General features: G+C 63.0%; 12 protein-coding genes and 1 pseudogene. 1 reads left to right on the forward strand and 12 read right to left on the reverse strand.

The genetic code is table 11. The features are described from left to right. Window positions 1-16: 16 nt before the first annotated feature. The 10 genes from ligD to AC1D2H_RS14235 form a co-directional block, all read right to left on the reverse strand. Entirely contained in the window at window positions 17-3,385 is a 3,369-nt protein-coding gene (ligD, locus tag AC1D2H_RS14190; RefSeq protein WP_478011404.1) for a DNA ligase D, read from the reverse strand. A 4-nt stretch (window positions 3,386-3,389) separates the two neighbouring features. Continuing rightward, window positions 3,390-3,575: a DUF3606 domain-containing protein gene (locus tag AC1D2H_RS14195; protein ID WP_478011405.1), complete on the reverse strand. Its 186-nt coding sequence runs from the start codon at window positions 3,573-3,575 to the stop codon at window positions 3,390-3,392. A gap of 10 nt (window positions 3,576-3,585) precedes the next feature. Further along, window positions 3,586-3,960, reverse strand: a complete 375-nt coding sequence (locus AC1D2H_RS14200; protein ID WP_478011406.1) for a hypothetical protein — start codon at window positions 3,958-3,960, stop codon at window positions 3,586-3,588. Between the two features lie 559 nt (window positions 3,961-4,519). After that, window positions 4,520-5,641, reverse strand: a complete 1,122-nt coding sequence (locus AC1D2H_RS14205) for a zinc-binding metallopeptidase family protein (protein ID WP_478011407.1) — start codon at window positions 5,639-5,641, stop codon at window positions 4,520-4,522. A 73-nt stretch (window positions 5,642-5,714) separates the two neighbouring features. Then, a complete protein-coding gene (locus AC1D2H_RS14210) occupies window positions 5,715-6,275 on the reverse strand; it encodes a hemerythrin domain-containing protein (protein WP_478011408.1) in 561 nt (186 codons plus the stop codon). A gap of 63 nt (window positions 6,276-6,338) precedes the next feature. Then, a complete protein-coding gene (locus AC1D2H_RS14215; protein WP_478011409.1) occupies window positions 6,339-6,590 on the reverse strand; it encodes a hypothetical protein in 252 nt (83 codons plus the stop codon). A gap of 49 nt (window positions 6,591-6,639) precedes the next feature. After that, window positions 6,640-7,170, reverse strand: a complete 531-nt coding sequence (locus AC1D2H_RS14220; RefSeq protein WP_478011410.1) for a low affinity iron permease family protein — start codon at window positions 7,168-7,170, stop codon at window positions 6,640-6,642. Between the two features lie 33 nt (window positions 7,171-7,203). Next, the gene (locus AC1D2H_RS14225) at window positions 7,204-9,615 is read right to left on the reverse strand and encodes a catalase (RefSeq protein WP_478011411.1); all 2,412 of its coding nucleotides are present in this window, start codon (window positions 9,613-9,615) and stop codon (window positions 7,204-7,206) included. A 406-nt stretch (window positions 9,616-10,021) separates the two neighbouring features. Beyond that, window positions 10,022-11,020: a hypothetical protein gene (locus AC1D2H_RS14230; protein WP_478011412.1), complete on the reverse strand. Its 999-nt coding sequence runs from the start codon at window positions 11,018-11,020 to the stop codon at window positions 10,022-10,024. A 1,109-nt stretch (window positions 11,021-12,129) separates the two neighbouring features. Further along, on the reverse strand, window positions 12,130-13,050 hold the full coding sequence (locus AC1D2H_RS14235; protein ID WP_478011413.1) for an alpha/beta fold hydrolase: 921 nt from the start codon (window positions 13,048-13,050) through the stop codon (window positions 12,130-12,132). Between the two features lie 161 nt (window positions 13,051-13,211). On the opposite strand from AC1D2H_RS14235, the gene AC1D2H_RS14240 reads away from it, so the two are divergent. Continuing rightward, window positions 13,212-13,658, forward strand: coding sequence for a winged helix-turn-helix transcriptional regulator (locus AC1D2H_RS14240; protein WP_478011414.1), 447 nt, complete (start codon window positions 13,212-13,214; stop codon window positions 13,656-13,658). 150 nt (window positions 13,659-13,808) lie between these two features. Here AC1D2H_RS14240 and AC1D2H_RS14245 read toward each other — a convergent pair. Both AC1D2H_RS14245 and AC1D2H_RS14250 read right to left on the reverse strand, forming a co-directional pair. Further along, window positions 13,809-14,140: pseudogene (locus AC1D2H_RS14245) on the reverse strand (transposase); the annotation flags it as partial. Between the two features lie 482 nt (window positions 14,141-14,622). Continuing rightward, on the reverse strand, window positions 14,623-16,185 hold the full coding sequence (locus tag AC1D2H_RS14250; protein WP_478011415.1) for a methyl-accepting chemotaxis protein: 1,563 nt from the start codon (window positions 16,183-16,185) through the stop codon (window positions 14,623-14,625). Window positions 16,186-16,352 lie beyond the last annotated feature (167 nt).

Here is a 16,352-nt window from a genome sequence, read left to right on the forward strand (position 1 = left end):
TCGGACTCCTAGGGTGTCACTTCAATCGCTTCCTCGCCGCGGCGAGCGTCTGCTTGGACTTCCAGTATTCGGTCCAAGGGTCGGTCTTCTCAAAGGACAGGTACTCGCGCGCCGTGGCGATGGTCCACTGGGCACCGCTCTTCAGCGTGGGAAGCTGGTCCCAGCTCACCGGTACCGAGACGCCAAGGCCGGGCCGGGCCCGCGCCGAGAACGCTGCAGCGGTGGTCTGCCCATGCCCATTGCGCAGGTAGTCGATGAAGATCTTGCCCACGCGATTGCTGCCTCCGCTCTTGGCGACGAACCGCTGCGGGATGGTCTTGGCCATGTGCGCGACGACCGCACGCGAGAAGTCCTTCACCACCTCGTAGTCCAGCTTGGGCGCCAGCGGCACGACGACGTGCAATCCCTTGCCGCCGCTGGTCTTAAGCCAGCTGTGGAGGCCGAGCTCGTCAAGCATCGTGCGAGTGAGCACGGCTGCCTCTTGGATATGCGCCCACGTCACGCCCTCTCCCGGGTCCAGGTCGAAGATGACTCGGTCCGGCTGGTCGATTCGCTTAGAGGTGGAGTTCCAGGTATGGAACTCAATCACGTTGAGCTGAGCAGCGTTGATTAAGCCCTCCACACTGTCTACGGACAACAGAGATTCGTGTCCCGGCCATAGGGCCGCGTCCAACTCGGTGAGACCGGTGATCTTGGCGTCAGAATGCTTCTGGAAGAACAACTGACCGGTGATGCCCTGCGGAGCGCGCACCAGCGATACCGGCCGGTGTCGCAGGTGGGGAAGGATGCGGTCGGCCACGCTCTCGTAGAAGTGGACGAGGTCGATCTTCGTCAGCCCAGTGGACGGGTCGATGACACGATCGGGGTTGGAGATCTTGACCGAGGTCTTGGGCCTGGCAGGCGGCGTCACTGCCGGGGGCGGGGTTGAGGCCTGTTCACGCCGGATGGACTTCGCAGGCTTGTCGGTGCGGACGCCGCGGAACGTGGCGTGCCGAATGTTTCCGTCGGGTGTCCATTCACCGAAGGCGACCTCGATGACCATCTCAGGCCGAACCCACCGCTCAGTGCCACGCGCGCGTTTGGACCAGCGACCTGGCTTGGCCTCGTCGGGATCGACGGTAGGGCCCTTGGTCTCCAGGCGAACGACCTGGTCATGCAGTTCACGTCCCTGAGCGGACGACCAGCCGGTGCCAACGGACCCGGCCGAGCGCAACTTGCCGCTGTCGTCGTAGTACCCAAGCAGCAGCGCGCCCACTTCTTGGGAGGAGTTGGTCCGGTCAGTGAACCCGATAACGACAAACTCCTGGCGTCGTTGGCATTTCAGCTTCAGCCAGCTTTCGCTTCGACGCGAGACGTAAGGCGAATTTGCCTCCTTGAGCATCACGCCCTCGAGACCTAGCTGGCAGGCCGCCGTCAGCACGGCAGACGGCGTCGACGGCAGTTCATCGCTGAAGCGGATGCGCTCAGACGCATTCCCCTTGAGCAGCTCCTGCAGCACCATGCGTCGGCTGCGCAACGGCACCTCACGCAAATCCATGTCGCCCAGCACCGGCACGTCAAACAGGTACAGGACGATGTCCTTGGTGCGGGCGTTGTCGAAGGCGTTCTGCAGGCGATTGAAGTCGGGGACGCCGTGCTCATTCATGACGACCATCTCGCCGTCCAGCCATGCCTTGTCGATGCCGATCGCCTCAATTTCTGCGGCCAGCAATTTCAGCTTTGCAGTCCAGTCGTTGCCGTTGCGGGTGAAGATCTGGGCCTTGCCCGCCACGATCTTCACCATGGCGCGGTAGCCGTCGAACTTGTTCTCGATGATCCAGGCTCCCGAGGCAGGCGGTGCCGCGGTCAGCGTGGCAAGCTGGGGATCAAGCGATGCCGGGAAGCGCGTCTTGACGGCTTTGGACAGGTCGGGACCGGAGGCCGGTTCCCGGACCGCCAGCGCGCGCGGCTCACGCTCTTCGATCAGGCCAAGGGGCTTCTCGACCACGCTGTCGGGCAGCGCCTTGATGACGTCGTATTCAGCAATCGGCCGTGCCCACGCGTCGCCACGCTTCTTGAACAGAATCCACTGGTCCTGCTTCTTGGCACCCGGCTTTGAAATTCGGACCAGCTCCCACAAGCCAGCCATCTTCTGCCCGTGCATCTGGAAGACCAGCTTGCCGTTGGCGAGGCCGTCACGCGGGTCACCAACGGGGTTCCACGTGCCGCGATCCCAGATGATGACCGTGCCGCCGCCGTACTGCCCTTTGGGAATCTCGCCCTCGAAGGTGTTGTAGCTGACGGGATGGTCCTCCACGTGAATGGCCATCTGCTTCATGGTGGGGTCGTAGCTCGGCCCCTTGGGCACAGCCCAACTGACCATGACGCCGTCAAGCTCCAGCCGGAAGTCGTAGTGCAGGTGTGAAGCCCAGTGCTTCTGGATGACGAACTGGAGTTCCTTGGCCGAGCTCGCCTTCTTGCGCGGTACGACGCCGGCAGGCTCGGCGGTGAGCTTGAAGTCGCGCTTGGCGTTGTAGCGCTCGAGGGGCACATGTTCACTGGCTCGCGTGGGCGCAGCGGCCGCCTTGGCCGACTTGGGCGTTCTTGCTGCGGCCTTCTTCGCCGGCGCCTTCCTGGCCTTGATGAGTTTGAGTTCGGCCCATACAGGTGCGTGGTCGCTGGGGCTGTCCTTGCCACGCTCCTCCTTGTCGACGCCGGCGTCGACGACCTGGAGCTTGGAACTCACCAGGATGTGGTCGATGCGCAAGCCCGCATCGCGCTCCCAGCGCTTGCGCATGTAGTCCCAGAACGTGTAGGGCGTGTTGACCGGTATGGCCGTCTTGAGCGCGTCCGTCCAGCCCTGGGCCAGAACGTTCGCGAAGGCCTCGCGCGACTCGGGTTGCAACAGGGCGTTGTCCTTCCACGACTCGGACTTGTAGATGTCCGCATCGGTGGGCACGACATTCCAGTCACCCAACAGCACGACGGGTTCGCCAGACGCCCAAAGCTCGGCGGCGCGCTTGCGCAGGCGCTCGAACCAGCGCAACTTGTAGTCGAACTTGGGGCCCGGCTGCGGGTTGCCGTTGGGCAGGTACAGACATCCGAACAGCACGCCGTCAATCGCCGCTTCGACGTAGCGCGCTTCCTTGTCTTTCGCATCGCCAGGCAGAGCCGTGATCACCGGCACAAGGTCGCTGCGGCTGAGCAGCGCCACGCCGTTCCAGGTTTTCTGGCCAACGGCCAGGGCCTGGTAGCCCGCTGCAGCTAGTGCTTCCGTCGGGAAGGCTTCGGTCGTCGCCTTCAGCTCCTGCAACGCGACGACGTCGGGCTGCGTGCGAGCAAGCCAATCGAGCAGCAGATCGAGCCGCTTGGTGACATTGTTGATGTTCCAAGTGGCGACCCGCACGGGACTACCGCTTCGTGCTCTTGAGGTGGGCTTCCACTGCAGCGGCGTCATTCCCGACGGCCGCGACGGCTGTCTTCAACTGCTCTTCGGTGACCCCGAACTTCTTGGACCAGTCGCGGACTTCATAGTCTTCAGACAGGCTGATGCGCTTGCGGTCTTGGCCACCGGGTTTGGATTTGTCGTCGGACATGTTTTTGCTCCTAGGCTTGGAGCCCTGAAAGTAGGGCGAACTGCGATACGTGCGTGTCAGACAACCGCGCGAAACAAAGATGGCTGTACTCCAGACGCGTGCGGCGGAATACAGGCATTTGCTTTGCCTGCTGGTTATGCCGGGCAAATTCTTCGGCGCCACATTGGAGACATTCATGAGCCAGCAAAATCGGAACGACGGCCCTCAAGACGACAACCAGACTAGCGGCCAGCAAGGCGGGACGCAGCGTCAGAGCGGCCAAGGTCAGCAGGAACAGCAGGGCGGGAACCAGAACCAGCAAGGCGGTGCGCAGCGGCAGGGCAGCCAAGGCCAACAGCAGCAGGATCGCGGTGGCAGGGACCAGCAACAAGGTGGTGGCCAGCAACGCGACGGCAGCCAGGGCCAGGACCCTGCAGGCCCGCAAGGGAACGATGAGGCACCGAACGCCAGTCGCGATCAAGGACGCTCTGACCAGCGAACCTGACGTTTGACAGCCGGCCGGGCCAAGCGTGCCAGGCGTGTTTCATGACGCCTAGTAGCTGACATGCGGCTTCGCACTGCTTAGTAGATTCGCGCTCTGCAATAAGGGGACACCACTTGGTGGCCCCTTTTTTGCGTCCTTCGGCGTCAACGCGATGTCGGTCGTTACGTACGGCCTGCTGACTGCCGGCGCCGCGCTCACGCTTTGTCAGATAGCGCACCAACTCGGCAATTCGCGCTGGCCGCCGTTAGGTATGCCCTGATTTACTGCATGCTTGCCCAAGCCGTTTAGGAGCAGACGTACCTGGCCGCTCGCTCGCCTGGCTGGCTTCACCCGCCAGTTACCTCGACACCTATGGCACACCAGTCGCTGGATTCAGAGAACTTGCTCGTGCGCCTGGAAATGGCGAGGCCGCAAGCGGACTCGGGCGCGGCCGACGAGCTGATGGCGCCGTCGATGCAGCTCACGCCCCAGGCTGTACAGGCTCTGCCGGGTGACGGCTGAAGTTCATTTCGATATCGCCTCTGACGCCTGCAGCGACTACATGATGGATGAACTCCAGCTTCTCCAAAACGGGGTCTGGCATGACGAAGGGGTAGGCGTCATGGCTTCCCATGCTCCGGGACATGGCATTGCTGAACTGCGAGATGGGCAGCCAGAAGCTGACGACCTTGAGCTTGAAATCCTGATCCGCAGTGCCGAGGGCAGTGGCCTGCACCGGCGGCGTGTCCGGCACGGCATCATCCAACCTCAGCCCCCAGGCCGCTGCGGTCTCCAGGCCGTCCCACAGGTGCATGTAATGGGCCCAGCACTCGGCCCAGTCTTCCCAGGGATGCGAGCTGGCATACGCGCTGATGAAGCGCTCCAGCCAGTCCAAAAGAGGTGAGTCGTAGTGCCGCTTTAATGCCTGGCCGTAGTCGGCACGCTCATCACCGAACAGCGCTCTGAATCGGTCCAGCCATGGCGTCTCAGCGATGAGCCGGTCCCAGTAGTAATGACCAATCTCATGCCTGAAATGACCGAGCAGGGTACGGTAGGGCTCGTGCATGCGTGTACGCACCTCCTCGCGACGCGCATCATCTGCCTCGGCGATGTTCAGCGTGATGACGCCATCGTCGTGGCCGGTCAGCACCTTCTGCTTGGAATCGGTTTCTTCGAGGAAGTGGAACGCGACGCCGTTCTTGGGGTCCACCTTCTTGTTGGGAATGGTCAAGCCCAATGAGAGCAGGCCATACGTCATCCGCCGCTTCGCGGCCTCGATCCGCGACCAGTGGGCGCCGTTTTCCGGCTTGTTCAACGCCGGAAAGATCTCGGTGGTTCTGCACGACGTGCATAACGGGTCCACATCGTCCGACCGGACCATCCAGTTGCACGCCACAGGGTCGGCGTGGTGGGCGCATCGCCGGTAGCGAACATCAGACGATACCCAGAGCCTTTGCAACGGTTCATCGGTCGCGTCTTCCGATTCGAACCCACCCATCGTGAGCTCGTTGGGAATAAAACCAAGCTGCGCCTTGCAGGACTCACAAGTGACGTTTTCAAAGAACACGCGAGCGCCGCAGCGCTCGCAATTGAATCGTTTCATGATGACGTAGGCTGGCGTTCAGCCTGATGTGAACTGAGGACTGGCCCGGCGCCATGCGCCGGGCCGTCAATAGTTAGTGGGGATCGCCCGCCTGACCGAGCAATTCCGCCTTGCGCGCGGCGATGTCTTCCCCGAGGGAATCCAAGTCCAGGTCAGACTTGCGCACCTTGGGGAACATCTCGCCTTCCTCTTCCTTCACGTGGTGGTCGATGTACTCACCCAACACCTTGACCTTGGCGTCATACAGGGGATCGTCAGGCGTACCTGCCTCGATCTGGGCGATCAGTTCCTTGGCGCTCGAATGTTCGACGTCGGCTTCGTCGACCAAGTCTTCGTCCTCGCCGAGCACCTCACGGGCGGCGGGGTAAAACAGCTCCTCTTCGGCCGTGGCGTGCGCTGTCAGCATGGCGCAGATCTGGAGCGCGATCGACTCCTTTTCGCCGGAGTCGGCTTCGGCCTTGACGAGCTTGTCGTATTCCTTGAAGAGTGCCTTCACCTCCTTGTGATCGGCAATGAGCAGGTCGACGGCGTCCGGTGCACCCGAGGCCTTTGACCCAGCGGTCTTCTTGGCAGCCGATTTGGTCGAAGCGCCCTTCGACGCCTTGGCTGAGGTCTTCGTAGCGGTGGTTGGCATGAGAGGTCCTACTGGCTAGTGGCAAGAAAAGCCGCTGCCCTCGCAGCGGCGCGGGGAAAATCGTCACCAATCGAAGCAGTCGACTTCGGACAGACCATCCGGATGAAGATTGGCCGCGTCCGTGCGACCAACACCTTGGTTCCCAATGACATTCGGAACCGACTGCTGCCTGCGAATGCGGGCGTGCCTTAGCTGCGAGCCCTGCTGGGACTGCTGGCCTTGATGCTCTGGGCTCGGCTGCTGCTGCTGTTGTTGCCGCTGGGCGGGCTGATCGGTTCCAGCGGTCATGTCGATGAGGCTGAGGTGGAATGACATAGGCGTGGATAGAAAGTTCCAGACCTTGGACGTGGCAAAGCGCGTGCCCTTACTGGTGCTCTCGCGCAGGAGGTTCCGAAGTCGGCATACCGTCTTCGTCGATGGAGTGAACCTCCTTGATGGGGCCGGAGGTCTTGGCACGTTCTGCCAGACGCGTGTAGAACGCTGCGACCTCACGCAGATCCTGTTCATCGAGCGACTCGATACCGATCATCCGATTGCTCGCCGTCTTGTGCGCCGCCAGGAGCTCGTTGAGCTTCAGATGCAACGCCACGCTGTCCTTGTTCTGGCTCTGCTGGATCAGGAACACCATCAGAAAGGTGACGATGGTCGTCCCGGTGTTGATGACCAGCTGCCATTTCTCGGAATAGGAATTCAGTGGCCCAAGTGCCGCCCAGATCAACACCGTGGCCAGCGCTAGGCAGAACGCCACGGGCGTGCCACACCACCGTGTCGCTGCCGACGCGAAGTGATCGAAACCTGTCAGCAGCGTGGACCGGCGGGCGTAGCTCGCGGTGTTCGTGCTGGGCATGGAGCCCAGCACGCCCGTCTCTTTCAGATCTGTGGTCGGAGTGGTCATGAAGTCCTCCTACAGGTGGGCTGGGATGCGGCCTCAGACGGCGGGTGGGTCGGTTTCACGCTCGGGATGGCGATGCTTGGTCAGACCCTGGATGAAACCTGCCGCGCCGGAAGCCGCATCCGCCGCGATCGTCAGACCGGGATCCGGCTCCCCATTCGGCAACGCAGGCTCGATGCCGGCGATGTCGAGCAACTGCGACGCCGTGCCGAGGGCAAGGATTGGCTTGCAGTGGCGATACTGGTCGCGGATGGCTTCCATCGCGTGTCCATCCCAAGACAGCGCGGCAACGGCGGGCTCGCCGTCGGGCAGCACCAGTCCATCGAAAAGGAACCCCGGTTCGTTCTCCGTAGAAGCGTCAGCTTCGATCGCGACGCCGTCTGCCGTGGCGACAGGACCGATTCGAGGGCCGACGAAACGTGGAACGGCGCCGGCCGCAAGAAGCTTCGCGTGCACGTCGACCACGCTTTGGCCAACACAGCCTTCAGCGACCAGGATCGCGACCTTGCGGCCCTTGATCGAACCGTCACCGGGACGGGCGGTGAGCGACAGCGCGGGTGACGTTTGGACCTCGGGCTTGATCTTGCGATCCGTCGCGCGTGGCATCGGTTCAGGCAGAGGGTTCATGTTCAGACCTTCAGCCACCTTGGCAGCAAGGTCCTCAGACGCGTTGCGGAGCATGGACACGACGCGCTGGCGGATTGCCGGCACTGTGACCTTGCTCAGCTCGAAACGGAACGCTGCTGCGATGTGGGCCTGCTCGACCGGTGTCTGGCTATTGAAGAACAGGGCCGCCTGGTTGAAGTGCTCAGCAAACAGTTCGGGCTTGGCACGCACCTTGGCTTGGTCCTCGCGCGCACGCAGGCGTGAGGCCACGGACGTGAAGCCCTGGGCGGCACCAGCCTGGAATGGGCAGCCGCCGCCAAGCGAGTTGGGCTCATACGCGACCTTGCCGCGGTGAATGGCTTGGCGGTGCATGCCATCGCGCTGGTTGTTGTGCACCGGTGCGATAGGCGAGTTGATCGGGATCTCGTGGAAGTTCGGCCCGCCCAGGCGACTGATCTGGGTGTCGATGTAGGAATGGATGCGGCCGGCTAGAAGTGGGTCGTTGGAGAAGTCGAGCCCCGGGATGATGTTTGCCGTGCAGAAAGCGACCTGTTCGGTTTCGGCGAAGAAGTTGTCGGGGTTGCGGTTCAACACCATGCGTCCCACGGGCTGGATCGGGATCAGCTCTTCAGGGATCAGCTTGGTGGCGTCCAGGATGTCGAAGCTGAACTTGTCGGCCTGTTCTTCAGTGAAAACCTGCAGGCCCAGCTCGTACTCAGGGAACGCGCCGCTCTCGATGCGTTCCCACAGATCGCGGCGGTGGTAATCGGGATCCGCCCCGGAGATCTTGACGGCCTCGTCCCAGACCAGCGAGTGCGTGCCAGCTTTGGGCGTCCAGTGGAACTTGACGAACACGGACTCGCCAGCCTCGTTGACGAGGCGGTAGGTGTGCACGCCGAAGCCCTGCATCGTCGCGTAGCTTCGCGGGATCGCACGGTCGCTCATGACCCACATCAGCATGTGGGTGGACTCGGGCATCAGGGACACGAAGTCCCAGAAGGTGTCGTGCGCGCTAGCCGCCTGAGGCATGGCATGGTGAGGCTCGGGCTTGACGGCGTGAACCAGGTCCGGGAACTTCATCGCGTCCTGGATGAAGAACACTGGGATGTTGTTGCCCACCAGGTCCCAATTGCCTTCGTCGGTGTAGAACTTGACCGCAAAGCCGCGCACGTCGCGCGCGGTGTCCTTTGAGCCCCGTTCACCCTGGACGGTCGAGAAGCGCACGAATACCGGGGTGATCTTGCCGGCCTCCTTGAAAGGGGCGGCCTTGGTCAGGTGCGGGATGGGCTTGTAGGCTTCGAAAAAGCCGTGGGCAGCAGATCCGCGAGCATGAACGATGCGCTCCGGGATACGTTCGTGATCGAAGTGCGTGAGCTTGTCGCGCAGGATGAAGTCTTCGAGCAGCACGGGGCCACGCGTGCCGGCCTTCAGCGAGTTCTGGTTGTCGGCGATCCGCACACCCTGGTTGGTGGTCAGCGGCTGGCCACCGCCGTCGACACGCACCCGGTCAAGCGGGCCGGTGGCCGGATTGCTGCCGTCGGGGGCTGAGCCGCCGGTCTTGGCCGACGTGTTGGCTTCCGACAGCGTGCTGGCGGTCGGACGGCGGGACGGCGGCTCGACCGTGGCGCCGGCCGCTGGGTTGAGACCATTTGCCTGGCCGTGCTCGCCAGCCTTGCTGGCGTTGAAGGGGACCGCGGCGGCCATCTCGCCGACTTCGGCCGCTCTCAGCGCGGCTTCGTCGTTGCCGGGATCGCCGGGATTCGCTGGTGCGCTGTCGGTGTTGCGAGCGGCAGCCTTCGCGGCTGCTTTCCCCTGCGGAGGCGCGGATTTGCGTGTGGCCATGGTGGTCTTTCAGCGAGGTGGATGACACGCACGCCGGTCGCGCCGGCGCTGCGAAAGGAAAAGCCGTTGGTTCAGCGTCGCCTGGCCAACGGCCCAAGGCAAAGCTTTTCAAGACTGTCGAGCGACCTCTCGAACTGGGCGGACGCCAGCAAGGATCGCGGCACAAGACCGGCCTGAACGGCGCCAGCGTACTGAGCACGCATGGCGTCGAAAGGAGCGCACAGGCAGGTCTGCGTGGCATCACGAGCCCGAACCAGCGAGGCCTGGAACGGCTGGCCCGCGGCGGTCGCGAGCGCAGCCCGGTGGTCAGCAGTCATCGCACAAACAGCGCGATCAGGATGATGATGGGGATGGGCACGCCCAGGAACCACAGAAGAAGAGAGCGCATTGCAGTACTCCAGGTGTTTTAGAACTGGTCGCGGTGGCGACCGCCGAGCGTCGCCAGAAAGCTGGCCACGAAGGCGCCGACCAGCAACGAGACAAAGAACCACAGGGACGCCATCGCGGAGGCCTTGCGAGCCTTGTCGGCAGCCGCCTTCGCTTCTTCCTTCGCCGCCATGGCCTTGGCCTGCATGCGGTTGAAGGTGTCTGTCACGCGCTTTTCGGCATCCGCTTGGGATAGGCCGGTCTTCTGGGCAACCAGCTGACCGAGATATCGGGCATCTTCCTGAGGCAAGGAACCGGCTGCTGCGGCGTTGGCGAAGATCCTCAGCGCTTCGCCAGACGGCTGACCGGAGTCGCCAGACTGCCCAGGTTGCGGCGAGGTTGTTGAGGCGATCGCAGATGCGCTGGAGGCCGGCGCGCTCGCCGACGCAGCGGTAGATGCGGCCGTCATCGAGTCCTTTCGGAACAGAGAGTCCACGAAGTACCCATTGCTCCCGGCGGCGCTTGCAGCGTTCGCAACAGCGGGAGCTGCAACAGCTACCGCGGTTGCAGCTGTCCCGGCCACCGCCGCGCCCGCCTTGGCGCCGCCGCTGACGATCGTGCCTACGGCAGAGCCGAGCACACCAGCCGTCAGCAGCGTGGCGATTGACCAGGCAAGGAAGCCATGCGCGGTGTCACGGAAATAGACCTCGTCCGTATGGACCGAAGACCAGCGCGAACGCAGTCGGCCAGCGAGGTATCCGCCCATGCCTGAAGCAGCAAGCTGGGTGAACGTCAGCCACAGGATGGTGGAAAAGCCGAACGCTTCTGCGGACACGCCCTCGCTCGCCCAAGGTGAGACTGACGACAAGCCCAGCCCGACACCAAGAATGAGCAGGAGGAGGGACAGCGCAGCGGCACCGGCGGCCCCAGCAAAGATTGCACCCCAGCACACGCCGTGACCGGCAGTCTCAGCTGGCAAGATCGGATTGATGCTCGGACGCGCTGCGAAGGGTTCGCGAGCCACGGAAGTTTCATTCATAAACGTCTCCGAAAGTTGTTGTGCAGGATGGTCCGGAGGCGAGGCACTCTGGACTGCCAGACTGCGGGCAAACCGGAGGTAGGACGGCAAGCCTCGTGCCTGCCTCACCTGTAACAACACAAGGACCCGACTAGACGGAATGGAGCACGTCGCGGCCAGCGCTGGGACGTTGGCGGACACAAGGCTCTTCGGCCGGCTGTACTTCTACGGACAGCACCTTGCTCACGTCGGCGTCGTCGGGCAGCTTGATGTGGACGTCGTTGCCACATCCATGAGCGCCAACGAAGCGCAACGCGGCTGCGGTCAACACCGCCTTGGGCCGCAAGCGGTGCACGTGATATTCGCCCGGTAGTAGGGTCACGCGCTGCCCGGCCACCGTGAAGCCGGTCAACCGTCTGCCCTCGGGCACCTTGACGCGATAGCACTCGGTTCGCCGCCCTCACAGGCTGGAGCAGGGAGGAAGACCACGAGGCTCGTCGAAGGGTCTAAGGCGCGCCCCACCAACTTCCGACCGCACAGGCGTGGCGCGCTCGTGAAACTTCCATGTCAGCCCGATCTGGCACGCGCACTGTAGGCTCCTGGCGCACCCAGTTATCGCCAGCGCGCGTCTTCGGAAAGCGGCCCGGCAGACCGCCGCCAACGCATATCGGACCGACGGGATTTGCGCCCGGGGAGCATCACCTAGAGTTCGGCCGGCTGCGGGTCGGCCGGGAAGCGCCGGCGACAATCATGATTAGCACCCATGTGCTTAAAGCCGGCGGCGGCGCAGGGCGAAGTCTGCTGGACACACTGCCAGCACCAAGGCGCTCTGAAGCGGACACTGGTGAGCTTCTGCTTCGGGCACATTCCTGACCGCCGTAATCCAGTTGGCGGCGGCTTCGTGCGCAAAGCCGAAGTTCGCAACCAAAGACGGAGGACAGCGCTGCAGCGATAGATGACGACGCAGCGCCCCATCCGACTGGCCGCATTTATCGCGACTTCGGACGCTCGCGGCGCGCTCCAATATGCGCAGCATTGATTGCTGCAGATCGCACCGATCGGAGTGCTTCAGCTGTTCCGACCTGTCCATGTCGACGCTTGATGTGCCCTGCGAAGGATGCCTTTAACGATTAAGCGTCTTGCAGGAATCGACTGACAATTTTTCCGATCTCCACCGGCGCATCCTCCAGGCTGTAATGCCCGACACCCGGCAACCGATGGATCGGCGCTCGGGGAAACAGCTCGGCGAAGAGTGGAAGGAATTGCTCCGATGCCAGCGTTCGATCGGCTTCGCCCCAGATCGCCAGCGCCGGCCTGTCGCCGATCGCGCGCCTTGCCGCAGCGTCTGGCGACTCGAATCGATGCGCGCCGCTGGCGAACCCTTCGGCCCACCCGATGGCGCCGAGACAGTCTTGCGGCGTCTTGAATCGTCCGGAATAGGCGGCGAGCCAAGCCTCGCCGATCACCGCGTGATTCTCGAATCCGTTGAGCTTCAAGGTGCTGAGCATGTTGAAGCCGAGCTCGCCCAGCACGCGCTCCAAGCGCCCCTGAGCGTGTGCTTGCAGGATCCATTGGAACCATGGGGAAGTCTGGGCATTGGCGGCCAGCCGGTCGCCAAGATCGAGTTGGCCGAACGGCGTCGGGCCATTGATTGAGACGATGCGCCGGACGCGATCGGGATGACGCGCCGCGAGGCCCATGCCAACCGGGCCGCCGAAGTCGTGCATCACCAGGGTGACATTCCTCAGGTCGAGTGCCAGCACGAAGCGCTCTAGGTTGTCGATGTGATCCTGCAACCAGTAGGTGCGGTCGCCCGGCGTCTCGCTCCTACCGAAGCCCATGTGGTCGAGCGCCAGCACGCGATGCGTCTCCCTCAAGGTGAAGATCAGGTGCCGGAACAGATAGCTCCAGGTTGGCTCGCCGTGCAGGCAGAGCACGACATCGCCATGCGCAACACCCTCATCGACGTAATGCATTCGGAAGCCGGGGGCGCTGGTGAAGCGGGGGGTAAAGCAGAAGGTGCCATCGAAGGTGTCGTCAGATGCGTGCATGTGGGAGGGTGGTTGCGCCAGCTAACGGAGAGTGCCGCCAGGCAGCTTGGTTGCAATATGAAACCAGAACTTTGTAGTCGTTTTGGTTTTATGATGCAACCGTGCGGTCTTTGTTCTGCGCCGACGACTGCAATGCCAATCGAACCAATCCAAGACGAGCTATGGTCAAACGCACGAGCCACAGGGATGCAGGGTGCGCGTTGGCGCGCCCGCTTGACGCGATCGGCGACGGGTGGTCGCTACTGATCGTGCGTGACGCTTTCGATGGGCTGCGCCGTTTCAGCGAATTCCAGCGCAGCCTCGGCTTGGCGCGAAACATCCTGTCGACGCGGCTTCGCAACCTCGTGGATCACGGCATCCTGGAGATGGCGGACGCAGCCGACGGAGGTGCCCACCACGAGTACGTGTTGACTGAGAAGGGGTACGGACTTTTTCCGTTGATGGTGGCGCTGCGCCAATGGGGCGAGGACTACTTTTTCGAAGGCGATCGGCCCCTCGCGAAGCTGGTCGATCGAAAGCACGGTCAGGCGCTGCAACGGCTGGTGATTCGCGCGCAGGATGGGCGGTGCCTCGATGCCAATGACACGGTGACTCTGATCGAGAATTGACCAGGCTGGGTACCTGTCGATTGGTCGCGACGCGACCTCACTTCCTAGTTCGAAGCAATCCGCACAAGGACGGCTGCCACGTCAATGAGCTGGAGGCCGAAGTGCTCGCACCAGCCTAGCGCCAATTTCCCGGCCGATCGTCTGCAACGGGTCCGCAAGCAGTCTGCCAACAAGCAGGCCTTGAACGACAGCAGCCAGCCACATCAACTCAAGATTGCGCTGGCATTCGCGCTCAAGGCGCCGGCTGGATTGGATGCGGTTGAGGTAACCGTAGATGTAGATCTTCAGCAGGACTGCCGGGTGATACGACGGACGACCCGTCGTCGCTGGGTTGGCGCCTTCAAAGCCCAGCTCCTGCAGAGCCAACTCATCGACAAGGCGTCAACGACTCGGACCGGGCTGTCTGCGTCGACGAGGTCGTCAAGGCACTCGGGTAGCAGCGTGACCTGGTGTCGGCCTTCTCCCTCGATGAATCGCTTCATGTGGCAGCTCGTGCTGTGGCGTTCACAAAATTTAGGCGGCGGTGCGTCCAATCAAAGGAGGGTTTTCACACAGCCTCAGCCTGTTGCTGCTGTCCGGCGGATTTCCGGTTTGGCACCTAGCTGCCAGCGGCCTAACGGTCCGCGTCTCAGGAAGCAGGTCAGTGCCCAAAGCGGAAGCTCGTGATTCACGACAAAGGGCTGTGCAGCGGATGCACAGCGAAGACCAATGCTCCAACGTCCGTCGCCGCCGATCTCGCGGCATCGGTGGGCTCATATCGGGGACGGTCGTCGCTGCAACCAGTCAGCGTCAATACAACCGCAAGCAGCGTTGGACGCTGAAGCCAGCGTCCCCTGGGGGTCAAGACGAAAGCTGAAAACACGGGGCTGAATCCCGACTGACGGGAGTGGAAGATAGCGCGCAGTGTTCCGCCGGAACTCTAGCGCTCCGGCCTTCTTAACAGCAGCCTCAGTTTGTGCGGGGGCTATGCACGCGCAGTCTTGAACTGTCCGATGATGTCCAAGAGGCCGGCGGCCTGCTGCTGCAGACTCTCGGCGGCTGCGGCGCTCTCTTCCACAAGCGCGGCGTTCTGCTGGGTGCCCTGGTCGATGGATGCAACAGCCTGGTTGACCTGAACGATGCCGCTGCTCTGTTCGGTCGCGGACGCGTTGATTTCGGCCATCAAATCGGTCATGCGGCGCACCTGGCTGACGATGTCGCTCATCGTCGTGCCTGCCTCGCCGACGAGCTGGCTCCCCGCCTCGACCTTCTCGACGCTGGCGCCGATCAGGCCCTTGATCTCGCGCGCCGCATCGGCGCTGCGCTTGGCCAGCGCACGCACTTCACCGGCCACGACAGCGAACCCGCGGCCTTGCTCGCCAGCGCGAGCGGCTTCCACGGCGGCATTCAGCGCCAGGATGTTGGTCTGGAAGGCAATGCCATCGATGGTGCCGATGATCTCGGCGATCTTGCGACTTGCATTGCTGATGTCGCCCATAGTGGTCACGACGCGCTGCACGACGTCGCCGCCGCGACCCGCCACTTCGGTCGCGGCGCTGGCGAGCTGGCTGGCTTGGTGCGAACTCTCGGCCGTCTGTTGAACGATCGACGTCATCTGCTGCATCGAGGCGGACGTCTGCTGCAACGAGCTGGCCTGATGTTCAGTGCGGCTGGATAGGTCCTGGTTGCCGCTGGAGATCTGCTGGGAAGCGGTGGCAATGCTGTCGGCCGATTGGCGCACGCGGCCAACCATGTCGACCAGGCCGTCATTCATGCGCTTGAGCGCCGACAGCAGCTGACCAGTCTCGTCTTGGCGATCGACGACGATGTCCGAACTCAGGTCGCCAGAGGCCACCGCTTCTGCCAACCGCACGGCCCGCTCCAGAGGCCGGGTGACGGCGTTGCTCAGCGTCCAGCCCAGCACGATGGCGGCACCGATGGCACCGACGCAAGCAAGCAGCATCAGGGTTCGATCGAGATTGAAGGCGCCCTCGGCCTTCTGCGTGTTCGCGGCCGTTTGCTGGCCTTCGTAGACGATGAATTCGTTGACCGCCTTCAACAGGGCTGCCAGCAGCGGCCGGCATTCCGCGTTCATCTTGGCGATGGCGTCGTCGCGCTTGTCGTCCAGCGCCAGACCTACGATCGCCAGGGCCACCGGACCATACTGCGACTCCACTCGCTCGATTTCCCCAACCAGAGCCTTGTCGCGCTCGCCAAGATCAGGGCCGTTGACCACGGCATCCTTGAGCTTGGCAAGAGTCTTCTGCACATCGTCATGCGCTTGGGTGACGGCCGCCTTCTCGACTTCGCGATCGGCCGGAGTCGTCACCAACACCAAGTTGCGCGCTGCAATGGCCCGTCGGGTCGCAGCGCCGCGCACTTCAGTTGCCAGGTTGTCACGGCTACCGATGCCCTCGAGGTAGCCCGTGAAGCGCGCATTCGCTCGCACCAGCGAATTCAGGGCCAGCCCGGAGACCACCAGCACAACGGCCGCGAGAACGGCAAATCCAAGCATCAGCTTGGCCCTCAGGCGCATATTGTTCAGCATCATTCGACTCCTAGTCCGGGAAACGCAGCGGAAGAACTCGTCTTCGGCGACGAGTCACACGCGCTGGTCAGGAGACTCTAGGTAGCCCGATCAGCACGGGCTGTAGGGAGTTCTTGATGGCGGCGGTCGGGACTATCGGAAACCCGGTGCTCGGATGACGTCGTTCA

Source organism: Roseateles sp. P1_C1_2, assembly GCF_056406535.1.